Below are 14,743 nucleotides of genomic sequence, written 5' to 3'. Positions count from 1 at the left end.
CGTTTATGAGAAAGAGGTGCGCACTAGCAATACTGTTGCTAGTCGCCCTCAATTCCCATTGGGTAGTAGCGCAAACGATTGTGAATGGCGTCATTGCTGAGCCACTCACTTCAACACCAGGGGATTCGATGCGGGGACGCGCTATTGTGGCGAGTCGTCAATCGGGTTTGTGCCTCTTATGTCATAGTGGGCCCTTTCCAGAGGAGCGCTTTCAGGGTAATTTAGCCCCTGAACTCGGTAGCAGCGTTGCTCGATATACAGCACCTCAACTGAGAGCCAGAATTGTGGATGCAAGTTACTTTAATTCCAAGACCATCATGCCAGCGTATTACCGTACCGATCATTTAAATCGAGTAGCTCCGAAATTTGCAGGTCAGACTATCCTCAATGGACAAGAGATTGAGGATGTTGTGGCCTTTTTACTGACCTTAAATACCACTGTCCAATGATGCGTAAAGATTTCATCGTTCAAAAGAGTCGGCGTGCTTGGCTTAAGAAAATCCAAAAGCTTGCTTTTTTAACTCTCGGCGCTTGGTTTAGTCCCTTCACTGTATTTGCTAAACCTGAAGATGCAACGAAGGCGATTACAGAGATTACGGGTGGCAAGCCAGTAATCAATGGAAAAGTGAACTTGGTTATTCCCCCGCTCGTTGAGAACGGTAACTTGGTGGTACTCAAGGTGAGTGTTGAGAGCCCCATGACGCCCAATGATTACGTAAAGGCAATTCATGTCATCGCTGAAGGTAATCCATTGCCCAATATCTTCACTGTCTACTTAACACCCCGTTCAGGTTCTGCCAATATTACGACTCGTGTGCGTCTAGCAGATAGTCAAATTGTCAGAGCGATTGCGCAGATGAGTAATGGAAGTTTTTATCAAGGGCAGGCTGAGACCTTAGTTACTCTCTCTGCATGTACTGAAATGGTATGAGGAAAGATTATGAGTAAAACTTCCCGTACATCCATCTCTATGCCATCGAGCGCTAAGAAAGGCTCAATCATTGAGATCCGGGCGATTGCCCAGCACGACATGGAATCAGGCTTTCGTTATACAGAAGGTGGTAAATTAATTCCACGTGACATCATTCGTGTCTTTACCTGCACCTATAACAATGTCGAAGTCTTCAAAGCAGATTTTTATTCTGGCATCGGCGCTAACCCATTAATTATTTTCACTACGCTTGCTACGGAAACAGGTACTCTAGAATTTAAGTGGACTGGTGATGATGGATATGAGGCGGTAAATCAAGCGAATCTCACTGTTACATGAAGCAGTGGCAGCTTCTATTCACTGGCTGTTTAATCTTTAGTGCACCGATTGTTTTTGCAGCAACGGATGCTGGAAAGCAAAAACTACAGTCAAGCTATGAGCTCATGTCTGCTGAAAATAAGGCTATGCAGGATGATCCTAGTTTAAATCCAGCGATGTTTTGGGTGGGTGATGGCGAAGCTCTATGGAATAAACCTTCTGCTCAAAACAACAAATCTTGTGCTAGTTGTCATGGGAATGTCCAGAAATCAATGCGTGGCGTTGCAACAGCATTCCCGAAAATGATCAAAGGACGATTGCAGACGCTCGAGGGTCAAATCAATCAATGTAGAGTTGGTGCGCAGGGTGCTCCAGTACTTCCCTATGACAGTAAGGAGCTTCTATCGTTAACAGCCTTGATTGCAAATCAATCCAAAGGAATGCCGATTGCTGTTAGAGAAACACCTGAAAATAAAGCAGCCATGCAAAAAGGGCGTCAATCTTTTTACGAGAGAATGGGTCAGTTAAATTTGTCCTGCGCCCAATGTCATGAAGAGAGAGCTGGCTTGAAATTGGGCGGTAGTTTTATTCCCCAAGGTCATCCGAACGCTTATCCCATCTATCGCCTGGAGTGGCAAACCTTGGGTTCACTTCAGCGTCGCTTACGAAACTGCATGAGCGGTGTGAGGGCGCAGCAATACGAATATGGCTCGCCAGAAATGGCTCAACTCGAATTATTCCTGATGTGGCGCGCGCGCGGGCTCCCTATGGAGTCCCCAGGGGTCAGACCTTAATTAGTCAGAGAAAACGACAGAAGTAGTGCCGTTAATTAAAACCCGATCGTGCAAGTAATAGCGCAGAGCGCGTGAGAGAACTGTGCGCTCTAAATCACGTCCTTTGCGTACTAAATCATCTGGCGTATCGCCATGAGTAACGCGAGTCACGTCTTGTTCAATAATTGGACCCTCATCTAAATCGCTCGTAACAAAATGCGAGGTCGCCCCAATCAACTTAATACCGCGGGCATGGGCTTGATGATAGGGCTTAGCTCCCTTAAAGCTAGGCAGGAATGAGTGGTGTACGTTAATGCAACGTCCTGATAATTTGGTAGACAAGTCATCCGACAAGATTTGCATATAGCGCGCCAAAATGACCATATCTACTTTAGAGTCAGCCATGATTTCTAAAAGCTTGGTTTCTTGCGCTGGCTTAGTTTCTGGCGTTACTGGCAAGTGATGAAAAGGAATGTCTGCAAAATCAATGCTGGCATAAACCTCTTGAGGATGATTAGAGACAATGCCGCAGATGATCATTGGTAATTCACCAATGCGCCAGCGATACAGCAGATCAACTAGGCAGTGATCCAATTTAGAGGCCATGATCAATACCCGCTTCAAGTCTTTCACCGCGCGCAGATTCCAGGTGAGCTCAAAACGTTTTGCAATCTCCACAAAACCAGAGCACAAGGTATTACCATCAGTTGGGCAGCTAAAGCTCACGCGCATAAAAAATCGTTTGGAAGCCTTATCGTCAAATTGCTGGGCTTCCTCAATATCACCACCTGCCTGAAAGATATAAGTTGAAACTGCGGCTACGATGCCAGGTTTATTAGGGCAGGTAAGGGTGAGGTAATAGTTTTCTATAGTCATTACTTAAATCATTCATATTGCTGGTAAACCACTATTTTAGTCTGTGATGGCCGGTATTCAGATAATGCGATTACTGTTTGGCAGTCTCTTTAATCTTTTCTTGGGGACCCAGTAGCGGACTACTGTTATCAATAATCTTGGGCAGAACTACCTCTTCACAGATGGGCTTAGGTCCTACTATATTCATAAAGTTACATTCTTTTTTAGTGGCTGCAGAGGCAGCATGTTCTAAAGGGGATTTACCGGTAGTAGCGGTTGAGGCAATACTGGTTGCCGTTACTGGGTTTGCTACTGCAGCACTTGTTACTGCACCACCTGCTGAACTAGCTGCGGCAGTTCCGGTACTACCGAGAGCAGCTAAGGGAGCCGCACATCCTTGCAGTAAAGCAAGATTAAGAGATAAACAAATCCAAATCCAGGGCTGTGATGACATTCAAGAAAGGGTTACTTTGCCTTACACACAGAATTAAATACGCCTGCCGTCCAAGTTTCACTTAATACGGGCTCAAACTTGCTATCGGGCGTATTGTTATCGGATACCACTTTACCCGTCCCTTTGCTACCAGAAAATTCTTTAAAAGCGATTGGGCGATAACTCACCGTAGGACAGTCATATTCATTCAGACCAATGATGGAACTGACGGGTTGCTTATTGTTTGGATTAACGCCAGGCTTCTTGAAATCTAACATCGACAGGATTTGTGTTTTTTCACCCTGAGTCTGAACAGTTTCCAGATCTACATACACCACCATTAATTCATTTGCACCCAATTCTTTCCATGCAGCATTGGCATTGCTATGAGCACATAGGAGGGTTGAAGCGGAGATGCTAGCAAGTAGAATTTTTTTCATTGGATGTCTTTCAAAAAGAGCTTTCAGGTGCTTTGGAATATTTTATACGCCTCATGACTTATGCAATTACTTATTGTTGAGCTCCAGCGTGCGTTTACTGGTTTCAGGTTTCATTTGCAAAGGGAGGTATTCATTCTTAGCCCACAGCGGGTTCATATTGCGATACAGCTTGCTCTGGACCCATCCAGATTGGCCTGCCTGATAGATAAATAGCGATTTTTCAAGATCAGAAAAGTCGTAAATGGCTCGTAGGCTTGGAGCTTGCAAGGTTTGATAGGGATTGTTTGAGCGTAATAATTCTAATCTGCCGACGTTAATTGAATTACTGTCCCCTGGAAATGGCGTTTCTATATTAAATAACTTACCAAGAGCGGGAATTTTGCTCAAGGGGCGATGCTCTGAGATAGCAATATGCGCTTTGCCCCATGACCATTTTTTAGGATCATTGCCATATTGATTGCTGAGATAGTCAAGCGCTTTGTTAAAGGCGTCATTGGAAGACTCAAGGCAGGTTTCGATCGCATCTGTTTTTGGATTGTCACACCATGGGCTATTGGGGTTCTGAACTTGGGCAATTAAGGCACCTCGATAATTGCGCTCACCATAATTTTCAGAGAATAAATAGCTCAATCGAGAAAAGAGATTGCGTGTTAATTGATCAGCCCAGGCATTGAATATGAGTGCGGCAGCACTATCTACTCGCATGTCACCATGAAAGTCTTTTGAGATCTCCAACGCTTGTGCTGCCAATGGATGAGTTGGCGTGCTAGATTTAAATAGCTCTAAGAGTGGTGTGGCACCCAAAGAAACAGTATCTGCCTGCATTGTTTTCATGTAATCGGCATCATGCGAATTGCGTGCTTTAATTAAATCTACAATGCGGTCATAACGTGCCGATAAATCCCAATCAGCTGTTAAGGGGTTTGGATCATTGGCGGCAATGATCCGTTGATTGGCTGTCGCTATCCAACCTTGTTCTGGATTATTGCTGGCGGGTAACTGTTCAAAAGGTACGTAGCCATTCCAGTCATACTGTTTTTCCCATCCCGGGGCTGGAGCAACGCCATATAGACCTTGATGTAATAGGCGCTTTGGAGCAATGCCAGCCGCTTGGTAGGCAATATTGCCATCGCTATCCGCCATCACTACGTTTTGCATGGGCGCATAATTTTTACGTAGTGCTTGCTTAAAAGCATCTATATCTTTAGCGCGATTTATTTCCAATAAACCAGCGACCGATTGATTTTCAATGTCGAGAGCGGTCCAACGTAATGCCAGAGCATAGCGACTGGTATCAATGGCGCGTTTAGCCCGTGCATATGAATCAGAAATCACTGGACCATGACGGGTCTCTTTCACAATGAAATGGAGGGGTGGCGCACCTTTGATATCAATAATCTCTTGACGAACTTTAAATGGTAGCAAGCCATCAGGTCCGCGATACATGCCAGGATTTTTTTCATCGATCTGCTCAATATACAAATCTTGTACGTCGGGATTAGTGTTTGTAAAACTCCAAGCAAATTTATCGGTCCTCCCTAAAACTACCGCCGGAATTCCAGGCAGGGTTGCGCCCAGGACATTCAAGCCGGGGGCGTCTAGATGGGCAAAGTACCAAATGGCAGGTGCTGATAAGCCTAAATGGGGGTCATTTGCTAATAATGGTTTGCCACTGGCAGTGAGTTTGCCGCTGAGAGCCCAGTTGTTTGAGCCAACACCATCTTTCCCTCCCATTAGGTCAACATGACTTAACTCTGTTGCTGGAAGATTTTTAGATCTACTATTGATGGGTCCAGCCTTGGGGTTAAAGACCTTGAGGTCCTGATAGATCTTGGCAAAATCCATATTGGTCACAGGCTCACCAACTTCAAATGGTGGCATGACCTCCCAAATCTGTTTAGTCGTCAAAAATTGAGATAGCTCGAGCCTTTGTAATTCTTTATGCCAGTTGCCTCCAAGATCGTAGGCCATCATCAGCATCCAGGCGACACTATCGGTTGGAGACCAGTGACCTGGCTTGGAACCAGTTAAGTAGTATTCCACTGGCAGTACCCAGCCAAGTTGTGTATTGCCAGCATTGACACCATCAGCATAGGCTTGCAGTAAGCGCTTTGCGGTCACTGGGTATTTATCGAATTGCTGTTCAGCAGCGTGCTTGACTCCAAGTGTGCGAATGAATCGATCAATGCTGACAGTTTCGCTACCTAAGATTTCAGAGAGGCGACCACTGGCGATGCGACGATTCATTTCCATTTGCCACGACCGCTCGGTAGCATGCAAATATCCTAGAGCAAATAGCGCATCGGATTGACTATTGGCTTTGATATGAGGAATATCCGCCTCATCAAAGGTGATCACCACGCCGTCCCCAAGACTCTTAATGACACGTTTACCCGATGGATTCGATTGTGCGAGATAAAGGTAACTGAGTGTGATGGCTAAAACGATCAGTAGGACGGTTCCAAGCGTCCACAGAATAGGGCGTAAGAATCGACGTGGTCCGGTTGAATTACCAATGGGCTTCATTTAGATATTTTAGTATTTTTGGGGTGGGCTGCCCTTAGTCTTCAGCGATATGGGCTTCCCAAGGGTATTTAGGGTGTACATGCTAAAATTTCGTTTGTCTTGATTTATATAGCGCGGCAGTGACTGCTAGTGCGAGCCCGAGTGGTGAAATCGGTAGACACAGCAGATTTAAAATCTGCCGACTCAAAAAAGTCGTGCCGGTTCGATTCCGGCCTCGGGCACCAATCGTCTTCAGTTCTTATTTCAAAGGGCAATCACTATTTTGCTTCGCACGCCTAAATTTGATCAAGATGTTGGCTTTGTACCCATAGATAGCATCAACATGAATTTACTCAAACTCCTACTGTGCTTTTGCCTGACTTTTTCATCTTTCACTGCATGGGGTGTTGATGTTCTGGAATTTCATTGCAAACGTTCAGAAAAAGGATATACAGAAGAGTATGAGATGAAGATCACTCTTGCATCCGGTGCTCAAAAAGCAAGAGTATTTCTAGATGATCGTGACCTAGATCAGTCGGACGCGTATGGCAAGCAAGTGGTAAAGAGTGTGACTCTAGCTCGCCCTAATATTTTTATATTGATCGAAGCCAATTTCGAGCCAGAAAATCTGATGGGCGTAGCTTACTCTGCTGGAACGGTCTCTACACACATGACGCTTGACCCAGTCACTGGCAAGTTAAAAAAGGTGGAGAAAATTCAGGGTGGGATCTTGGGTGAGACGATGGGCGATGGCACTTACATTACCGAAGAAACATGCTTGCCTTCTAAGATGCCCTATAAGTCAAAATAGAATCGCAACAAAGTTTAATCAGGCTCAGTCACAAATCCTAGCTTAGTCAGGCCGGCGCGACGAGAAGCCGCCAGGACTTGAGCAACATATTCATATTTCACGGATTTATCAGCCCGTAAATTAATCTCTGGTTGGGGGTTTTTCTGTGCTGCCTTCTCGGCATAGCCATCAAATGTCTTTAAATCAATCGGTGTGCTATTCCAGAAGATTTGACCCTTTGCATCAATGCTGAGTTGAACAGACTCGGGTTTGATTTCATTACGAACACTATTGGCTTTGGGTAGTTCAACCTTGACTGCTTGCTGAATCACGGGCAGGGTGATGATAAAAATAATCAGTAACACCAACATAACGTCTACCATCGGCGTCATGTTGATTTCCGCCATGATGGCGTCTTCGTTCTGATCGTCTGACATATGGAAAGACATACTTATTCTCCAGACTTCACACGTGCACCAGTCACAAAATAGGCAAGCAAGTCATTACCAAAGCGATTGAGCTCTGCAACCAGTAATTTATTAGCGCGATTAATCGCGTTAAATCCGAGTACCGCAGGGATAGCCACTGCAAGGCCTAAGGCAGTCATGATCAAGGCTTCCCCGATTGGTCCTGCTACTTGATCGATTTGCGCGCTCCCTGAGCTGCTAATGGAGATCAGTGCATGATAGATGCCCCAGACGGTACCGAATAAACCAATAAAAGGGGCAACTGCTCCAGTTGATCCTAAAAAAGTGAGACCTTTCTGAAGACTGGCAGCTATATTATCAATGCCATTCTTAATGCTTCTAGCCATCCACTCTGAATAATTCAAAGTTTGCAAAAGCTCACGGCGATCACTCGATTGACTCTGATGGTGAATGGAAGCATCAGTAGCTGATTTAGCAATCTGATAGTAAGGGTTCATGCTCGGATTGCTAAAGGATTGCAGTCCTTGTTCATAGGAGCTTGCATGCCAGAACTGATCAAGCTCAGGTCTCAATTTGCGCAGGTTGCGCAGTTCCCAAAAGCGGGTGAGCAAGATCACCCAAGTCACGATTGAGCAAGTGAGCAACACAATCGCCACAAAGCGAGTGATGGCATCGCCCTCAAGCCATAGATTTGCAATTCCAAATGGTGTATTCATAGTCCTTAATTCTTGAGATTAAATTTAATTAAAAGATTAGTGGAAATTCTTTGGGGTGAGCCATTGACTAAAAAAGGTTTAAACCGGTAACGTCTGCCAATATCGGTTGCCGCACGGTCCAGTCTGGGAAAAGCGCTTGATTGCAATATGGCAACATCTTCTACTTCTCCCGCCTCAGAAATAATTAATCGGACAACTACGGTACCTTGTTCACCAGATCGTTTGGAGAACGAAGGGTAATAAGCATCAGCATCAGGTTGATATACAACGACCAGTTTACCAATGTCCGTCTGTATGGGTGTGCCGCTAGCACCCCCTGTCGTAGAAGGGGCAACAGCCGCATTTTGCATCTGGGTTTCACTCTTGGTTTGCTGCTGAGTTTGTTGGCTAGTGTTCTGAGTCTGTGGAGGCGTTGGTTTTTGTGATGATTTATCCTCCACAGTTTTTTTCTTAGGCTCTTCCTTGGGTTTGGGTGGCGGAGTAGCAGGAGCTTGCTGACTTTTATTGGCAGCGGTATCAGGGCTGACTAAATTAGCCATGACCCGTGCATCATCCATTTTGGGCGGACGTGATGAAAAATGTAAAAACTCTAAAGCCGGCAGGGCATGCAATAGCAGCACGATGCCAATAATGATGCGTTCCGTTTTCGTAAACGGAAGACGTGCATCGATCTTCTCCAATAAAGTGCTCATTGAATGCTACCCAATAAACTTGAGCTGACATCGTGAGAATCGAGATCACTCTGCATTAAATCTTGCGCCATCTTGAGTAAGGTAACAGCATCTTTGCTGCTCACAAAGTGCACTGCCCCATGATCTCTTAAGGATGTACCTTTTGTTAATTTACTAGCGGAGTCTAGTTGCTCTAATTGACGCTTTAATTGTCGAACGACGGCTTCGCTCGTATCGATTAGGGTGATCGTGTCACCTAATAATTTACGAATCGCGTTTCTCAAGAATGGGTAATGAGTGCAACCTAAAACCAAAGTATCTGAACCTGCATCTTGAATGGGCTCCAGATGCTTTGCAAGCAGCTCCAAGGTTTCTTCACTATCCGCTTTGCCAGCTTCAATCAATGGCACTAGTCCAGCGCCAGCTTGTTTGATGAAACGACAATGATTGGGGAGGGTGGCTAATAATGCATTGAATTTATCGCTCTTGAGAGTGGCTTCAGTTGCCAAGACACCCACAATGCCATTTCCAGATTGCATAGCAGCAGGCTTGATGCCTGGTTCAACACCGATGACGGGCACTAGCACTTCAGCTCGAATATGTTTGATGGCTTCAGCAGTAGCAGTATTACAAGCAACCACAATGGCATCACATCCGGCATCGGCTAAATATTTGCAAAGACTTAAGCTACGCGCAGAAATCCATTCACTAGATTTTTCACCATATGGTGCGTTTGCAGAATCTGCTAAATAAATATAGTCATGTTGCGGAAGCTGACGTAGGGCTTCATCCAAAATGGATAAGCCACCCACGCCAGAATCAAAAACGCCTATAAGCGACAATTCGGTGCCAATTCAAAAGCCAACATGTATTACGCAATCGTGACTGGAATATTGCCAATCTTCGCTTGCCATTCTTTCGGGCCAGTCTCATGCATTGAGATACCTTCGGAGTTCACGGCAACGGTCACTGGCATATCTTTGACATCAAACTCATAAATTGCTTCCATGCCGAGATCAGCAAAGCCAACTACTTTAGAAGTTTGTATTGCCTTAGATACTAAGTAAGCAGCACCTCCTACAGCCATGAGATAAGCAGATTTATGTTTCTTGATCGCTTCAATTGCTGCAGGACCACGCTCAGCTTTTCCAATCATGGAAATCAAACCTGTTTTAGATAACATCATCTCAGTGAACTTATCCATGCGGGTGGAAGTGGTGGGACCTGCTGGACCAACCACTTCATTGCCAACTGGATCAACTGGGCCAACATAGTAGATCACCCGATTCTTAAAGCTGACTGGCAATTCTTCGCCTTTAGCCAACATATCCTGAATGCGTTTATGAGCGGCATCGCGTCCCGTCAAGATTTTGCCGTTTAACAATAGTGTCTGTCCCGGTTTCCAGCTCGCTACTTCCTCGGCGGTCAAAGTATCTAAATTGATGCGTTTGGATTTTTGTACATCAGGTGTCCAGGTAACATCTGGCCAATCGGACAGTGAGGGGATCTCTAATTTTGCTGGGCCATCGCCGTGTAAATGGAAATGCACGTGACGAGTTGCCGCACAGTTAGGAATCATGGCGACGGGTAAGGAAGCTGCGTGGGTTGGGTAGTCCAAGATCTTAATATCAAGCACAGTAGCTAAGCCACCTAAACCTTGCGCACCGATGCCTAATTTATTGACCTTGTCGTAAATCTCGAGACGCAATTCTTCTACGCGATTTTTTGCTCCACGCACAATTAGTTCTTGAATGTCGACTGGACCCATCAGAGCTTCTTTGGCCATCAACATCGCTTTTTCTGGAGTACCCCCAATACCAATACCGAGGATGCCGGGAGGGCACCAACCGGCGCCCATCGTCGGAACAGTCTTCACTACCCAGTCAACGATAGAGTCGGAAGGATTAAGCATGACCATCTTGGCTTTGTTTTCTGAGCCACCTCCTTTAGCGGCGCATATCACTTCAACATCATCGCCCGGAACGATTTCATAATGAATCACTGCGGGGGTGTTATCGCCAGTATTTTTGCGTTTGCCTGCAGGGTCAGCTAACACTGAAGCACGCAAAGTGTTTTCTGGATTGAGGTAGGCACGACGAACACCTTCGTTCACCATGTCAGTGACGCTCATCGTGGCATCTGACCACTGTACATTCATACCAATTTTGAGGAAGACCACAGCAATACCGGTATCTTGGCAAAGTGGGCGATGACCTTCAGCGCACATCCGACTATTGGTCAAAATTTGGGCAATCGCATCTTTGGCAGCTTCGCCTTTTTCAAGGGAGTAAGCCTTGCCCATCGCATCAATGAAATCTTTGGGGTGGTAGTAAGAAATGAACTGGAATGCATCTGCAACGCTTTGAATGAGATCGTTTTGTTTGATATTTGTCATGGCTTTCTAGCTTATTTCCACATTAATAGTAAGGTTTGACCTATTTTAAGGGTTTGCCATAGAGCAAATCCCGAGTGTTTTCACTTATCTTTGAAGGTTCTGAAGGTCTAAACCCGCCATTTTGCGACATTTTGCGCATTTTGAGATGTAAAGGCCATTGATTGTTAGATAGAGGGCTGCGAAGCATGGAACCATTAAAGCAAGAAAACCGCGTATTTCACCCACCTGCAGATTTTGTAAAGGGTGCGGCAATTCCAGGTATGGATGCCTATACCAAGCTTTGTGCTGAAGCGGAAAAAGATTATGACGGTTTCTGGGGGCGTCTTGCAAAAGAAAATATTTATTGGAAAAAGCCGTTTACCAAAGTTTTAGATGAATCTAAAGCGCCTTTCTATAAATGGTTTGAAGATGGCACAACAAACGCTTCTTATAACTGCTTAGATCGTCAAGTCGAAGCCGGCTTAGGCGATAAAACTGCTATCATTTTTGAGTCTGATGACGGTAGCGTTACTAAGGTCACTTACAAAGAGTTGCTTGAGCGCGTGTGCAAAATGGCAAACGCACTGCGCAAAATGGGCGTGAAGTCTGGTGACAGCGTCATTATTTATATGGCAATGACTATCGAGGGCATTGTAGCCATGCAAGCATGTGCTCGTATCGGTGCAATTCACTCTGTAGTGTTTGGTGGATTCTCGGCGCAAGCCTTGCGCGATCGCATTATGGATGTTGGTGCAGTTGCAGTGATTACTGCTGATGGCCAGTTCCGTGGTGGCAAAGCATTACCTTTAAAGGCAATTTGCGATGAAGCCCTTTCCACTGGCGAATGTCCTAAGGTAAAGCACGTGATTGTGAGCAAGCGTACTGGTGCTGATATTGCCATGACGGCAGGGCGTGATGTTTGGATGCAAGACATCATGGCTCAGGAAGCGACGACTTGTGAGCCGGAGTGGGTCAGTGCTGAGCACCCATTGTTTATTCTGTATACATCAGGCTCTACTGGTAAACCTAAGGGTGTGCAACACTCTACAGGGGGCTACCTCTTGTGGGCGATCCTCACAATGAAGTGGACCTTTGATATCAAACCTAGCGATGTGTTCTGGTGTACTGCTGACATTGGTTGGGTAACAGGACACTCCTATATTACTTATGGCCCACTCGCAGTGGGTGCCACTGAGATTGTGTTTGAGGGTGTGCCAACCTATCCTAATGCGGGTCGCTTCTGGGACATGATTCAAAAGCACAATGCCACTATTTTTTACACAGCACCAACTGCAATTCGGTCTTTGATCAAAGCGTCGAGCAATGATGAGGCCGTTCATCCAAAGAGCTACAACTTAACTTCCTTACGCCTCTTGGGTTCTGTTGGTGAACCAATCAATCCAGAAGCGTGGATCTGGTACTACGAGAATGTGGGTGGTTCACGTTGTCCAATCGCAGATACGTTCTGGCAAACCGAAACTGGTGGTCATATGATTTCTCCATTGCCAGGTGCAACGCCAATGGTTCCAGGTTCATGTACCTTGCCATTGCCAGGCATTCAAGCAGCCATTGTGGATGAAGCGGGTGTAGACGTGCCTAATGGTCAAGGCGGTATTTTGGTTGTGAAGCGTCCATGGCCTTCCATGATCCGCAACATTTGGGGTGATCCAGATCGCTTTGTGAAGTCTTACTTCCCTGAAGAGTTGGGCGGCACTTTATATCTCGCTGGTGACGGTGCTATTCGTAATAAAGATACTGGTTACTTCACCATTACTGGCCGTATTGATGACGTCTTGAACGTTTCTGGTCACCGCATGGGAACTATGGAAATCGAATCTTGCTTGGTGGCTAATCCATTAGTTGCTGAAGCCGCAGTGGTTGGTCGTCCAGATGAGCTCACTGGTGAAGCGATTTGTGTATTCGTGGTTCTCAAAGGCGGTCGCCCAACAGGTGATGAGGCTAAAAAGCTTGCAACAGAATTGCGTAACTGGGTTGGTAAAGAGATTGGTCCAATTGCTAAACCAAAAGATGTACGTTTTGGTGATAACTTACCTAAGACCCGTTCGGGCAAGATCATGCGCCGTCTATTGCGTGTAATCGCGAAGGGCGAGGAAGTCACTCAAGATACCTCTACGCTAGAAAACCCAGCGATTTTGGATCAACTCAAAGAGTCTCTCTAAGCTGTCTTCATGGGGGTTTGAGGCGAATCCCTTTCGGCAATCGTATAATCAACGGTTCCGGAAGGGTGGATGAGCGGTTTAAGTCACACGCCTGGAAAGCGTGCGTAGGTTAATAGCCTACCGCGGGTTCGAATCCCGCCCCTTCCGCCATTTATCACGAAAACCACCTGCGGGTGGTTTTTGCTTGATGGTTTACCGTAATATCCGAGTGACTAAGGTAAATAAAGTTAATAAGCTTAATAAAATATTTGGAGGCAATATGATTTTTGCAATTCTATTAATGGATCGTCCTGGTACATCAGAGCTGCGAGTACAAATACGTCCAGAGCATCGTGCTTACTTGGCACAACAAGCGGAGCGCATGGCTTTTGCTGGACCCCTCACTTCTGAAGATGGCAATACCGTAGTGGGTAGTTTGCTGGCAATGGATTTTCCAAGTAGGGCAGCTGTGGATGCTTGGTTGAAAGATGAGCCTTTCACTAAAGCAGGCGTATATGAAAAACCGGTGATTCATGTGTTTAATAACATGTGGGCACAGAAGGCTGGATTTCCACCTGCATAAAAAGATCCCTATATTGAGGATGGGTTGTTACTTTTGGTATATCATTAGCTGATATAGTTTGGAGATGAAGAATGTCGGCATCTCCACATTACTAGACCTGCATCAACAGGTGATAGATCAAGAGGATGGTTACTGGGTGAAGATTGAGGCTTGGCAGGTTGAGGTTACAACTGCAATTCCACATGGTGTCCGGTATTCGTTGACACTCCATGATCCTCAGGGCTTGAGGATTATGGGCTATGACAATGCCCATGCCCTAAAGACTAGATCTGGTTATGCTGGAAGAAAATTACCATATGACCATAAGCATCGTAGTTCTCATGATCAAGGGGTTCACTATGTATTTAAAGATGCATATCAGCTACTAGGCGATTTCTTCCTTGATGTTGATAGAGCATTAAAGGTGGCTAAAGGGAAATGAAAGTTATCAAAATTGGCATTGCATCACAAGAAGAAATTCGAAAACGCATACTTGCAATTGCAAGAGGCGATTTGAAGGCTAAGTCGAGTGATCCTAAAATATGGTTTACCTCTATGCGCTCTTTAGCTCAGGTTTTAAGTGATGAAAACCGGGCCCTGTTGGAAGTCATTAGATCATCTAAGCCCGTGTCGATCTCTGAGTTAGCAGACCTCACTGGTCGCAAGCAAGGTAATTTATCTAGAACACTAAAAACGATGTCGAATTACGGGCTTGTAAAAATGAAAAAGCAGGATAGGGCATTAAAACCCATAGCCTGCGGCGATCGTATTGAGATTTTTGTATAAAT

At 45.4% G+C, this 14,743-nt stretch carries 18 protein-coding genes and 2 tRNA genes; 11 read left to right on the top strand and 9 right to left on the bottom strand.

What is annotated here, in order from left to right:
* Nucleotides 1-5: 5 nt before the first annotated feature.
* Genes soxX through soxA form a run of 4 tightly spaced genes read left to right on the top strand, consistent with a single transcriptional unit; the run spans nt 6 to nt 2,043 of the window.
* Nucleotides 6-449 carry a sulfur oxidation c-type cytochrome SoxX gene (gene soxX, locus ICN21_RS07100; RefSeq protein ID WP_216177840.1) on the top strand — a complete coding sequence of 148 codons (444 nt, stop codon included), beginning with the start codon at nt 6-8 and terminating at the stop codon, nt 447-449.
* A complete protein-coding gene (locus ICN21_RS07095; protein WP_215296855.1) occupies nt 446-931 on the top strand; it encodes a SoxY-related AACIE arm protein in 486 nt (161 codons plus the stop codon). The genes soxX and ICN21_RS07095 overlap by 4 nt, the downstream gene beginning before the upstream one ends.
* A gap of 9 nt (nt 932-940) precedes the next feature.
* Nucleotides 941-1,270, top strand: coding sequence for a thiosulfate oxidation carrier complex protein SoxZ (locus ICN21_RS07090; RefSeq protein ID WP_215296856.1), 330 nt, complete (start codon nt 941-943; stop codon nt 1,268-1,270).
* On the top strand, nt 1,267-2,043 hold the full coding sequence (soxA, locus tag ICN21_RS07085) for a sulfur oxidation c-type cytochrome SoxA (protein ID WP_216177838.1): 777 nt from the start codon (nt 1,267-1,269) through the stop codon (nt 2,041-2,043). Before ICN21_RS07090 ends, soxA begins: the two co-directional genes overlap by 4 nt.
* Here the strand turns inward: soxA and purU are convergent, their stop codons facing one another.
* From purU to ICN21_RS07065, 4 genes are all read right to left on the bottom strand, one after another.
* Nucleotides 2,044-2,898: a formyltetrahydrofolate deformylase gene (purU, locus tag ICN21_RS07080; protein ID WP_216177835.1), complete on the bottom strand. Its 855-nt coding sequence runs from the start codon at nt 2,896-2,898 to the stop codon at nt 2,044-2,046.
* Nucleotides 2,899-2,968: 70 nt separating this feature from the next.
* Complete coding sequence (locus ICN21_RS07075) at nt 2,969-3,331, bottom strand: hypothetical protein (RefSeq protein ID WP_215296862.1); 363 nt, start codon at nt 3,329-3,331, stop codon at nt 2,969-2,971.
* Between the two features lie 11 nt (nt 3,332-3,342).
* Nucleotides 3,343-3,750, bottom strand: a complete 408-nt coding sequence (locus tag ICN21_RS07070; RefSeq protein WP_216177833.1) for a surface-adhesin E family protein — start codon at nt 3,748-3,750, stop codon at nt 3,343-3,345.
* A 66-nt stretch (nt 3,751-3,816) separates the two neighbouring features.
* Nucleotides 3,817-6,276 (bottom strand): penicillin acylase family protein, encoded by a 2,460-nt coding sequence (locus ICN21_RS07065; protein WP_216177831.1) that lies wholly within the window; start codon nt 6,274-6,276, stop codon nt 3,817-3,819.
* 135 nt (nt 6,277-6,411) lie between these two features.
* Between ICN21_RS07065 and ICN21_RS07060 the strand changes: the two genes are divergently transcribed.
* Both ICN21_RS07060 and ICN21_RS07055 read left to right on the top strand, forming a co-directional pair.
* Nucleotides 6,412-6,500, top strand: a tRNA-Leu gene (locus ICN21_RS07060).
* 38 nt (nt 6,501-6,538) lie between these two features.
* Entirely contained in the window at nt 6,539-7,066 is a 528-nt protein-coding gene (locus ICN21_RS07055) for a hypothetical protein (protein WP_251370067.1), read from the top strand.
* Between the two features lie 14 nt (nt 7,067-7,080).
* Here ICN21_RS07055 and ICN21_RS07050 read toward each other — a convergent pair whose 3' ends face one another.
* Genes ICN21_RS07050 through ICN21_RS07030 form a run of 5 tightly spaced genes read right to left on the bottom strand, consistent with a single transcriptional unit; the run spans nt 7,081 to nt 11,255 of the window.
* Entirely contained in the window at nt 7,081-7,494 is a 414-nt protein-coding gene (locus ICN21_RS07050; RefSeq protein ID WP_215296868.1) for a biopolymer transporter ExbD, read from the bottom strand.
* Nucleotides 7,495-7,496: 2 nt separating this feature from the next.
* Nucleotides 7,497-8,189 (bottom strand): MotA/TolQ/ExbB proton channel family protein, encoded by a 693-nt coding sequence (locus ICN21_RS07045; RefSeq protein WP_215296870.1) that lies wholly within the window; start codon nt 8,187-8,189, stop codon nt 7,497-7,499.
* A gap of 5 nt (nt 8,190-8,194) precedes the next feature.
* Nucleotides 8,195-8,881, bottom strand: coding sequence for an energy transducer TonB (locus ICN21_RS07040; RefSeq protein WP_216177829.1), 687 nt, complete (start codon nt 8,879-8,881; stop codon nt 8,195-8,197).
* Complete coding sequence (gene murI / locus ICN21_RS07035; protein WP_216177827.1) at nt 8,878-9,702, bottom strand: glutamate racemase; 825 nt, start codon at nt 9,700-9,702, stop codon at nt 8,878-8,880. The genes ICN21_RS07040 and murI overlap by 4 nt, the downstream gene beginning before the upstream one ends.
* A gap of 29 nt (nt 9,703-9,731) precedes the next feature.
* Nucleotides 9,732-11,255, bottom strand: coding sequence for a fumarate hydratase (locus tag ICN21_RS07030; protein ID WP_216177826.1), 1,524 nt, complete (start codon nt 11,253-11,255; stop codon nt 9,732-9,734).
* Nucleotides 11,256-11,440: 185 nt separating this feature from the next.
* On the opposite strand from ICN21_RS07030, the gene acs reads away from it, so the two are divergent.
* The 5 genes from acs (at nt 11,441) to ICN21_RS07005 (ending at nt 14,741) form a co-directional block, all read left to right on the top strand.
* Nucleotides 11,441-13,414, top strand: a complete 1,974-nt coding sequence (gene acs / locus ICN21_RS07025; protein ID WP_215296877.1) for an acetate--CoA ligase — start codon at nt 11,441-11,443, stop codon at nt 13,412-13,414.
* A 59-nt stretch (nt 13,415-13,473) separates the two neighbouring features.
* Nucleotides 13,474-13,564, top strand: a tRNA-Ser gene (locus tag ICN21_RS07020).
* A 109-nt stretch (nt 13,565-13,673) separates the two neighbouring features.
* Complete coding sequence (locus ICN21_RS07015) at nt 13,674-13,976, top strand: YciI family protein (RefSeq protein WP_216177824.1); 303 nt, start codon at nt 13,674-13,676, stop codon at nt 13,974-13,976.
* Between the two features lie 64 nt (nt 13,977-14,040).
* A complete protein-coding gene (locus ICN21_RS07010) occupies nt 14,041-14,397 on the top strand; it encodes a DUF6516 family protein (protein ID WP_216177822.1) in 357 nt (118 codons plus the stop codon).
* A complete protein-coding gene (locus ICN21_RS07005) occupies nt 14,394-14,741 on the top strand; it encodes a winged helix DNA-binding protein (protein ID WP_215296882.1) in 348 nt (115 codons plus the stop codon). Before ICN21_RS07010 ends, ICN21_RS07005 begins: the two co-directional genes overlap by 4 nt.
* The last annotated feature ends 2 nt before the right edge of the window (nt 14,742-14,743 follow it).

This window comes from Polynucleobacter sp. AP-Feld-500C-C5 (genome assembly GCF_018882265.1).
Taxonomy (GTDB): Bacteria; Pseudomonadota; Gammaproteobacteria; order Burkholderiales; family Burkholderiaceae; genus Polynucleobacter.
This window is presented reverse-complemented; position numbering and strand designations above follow the sequence as displayed.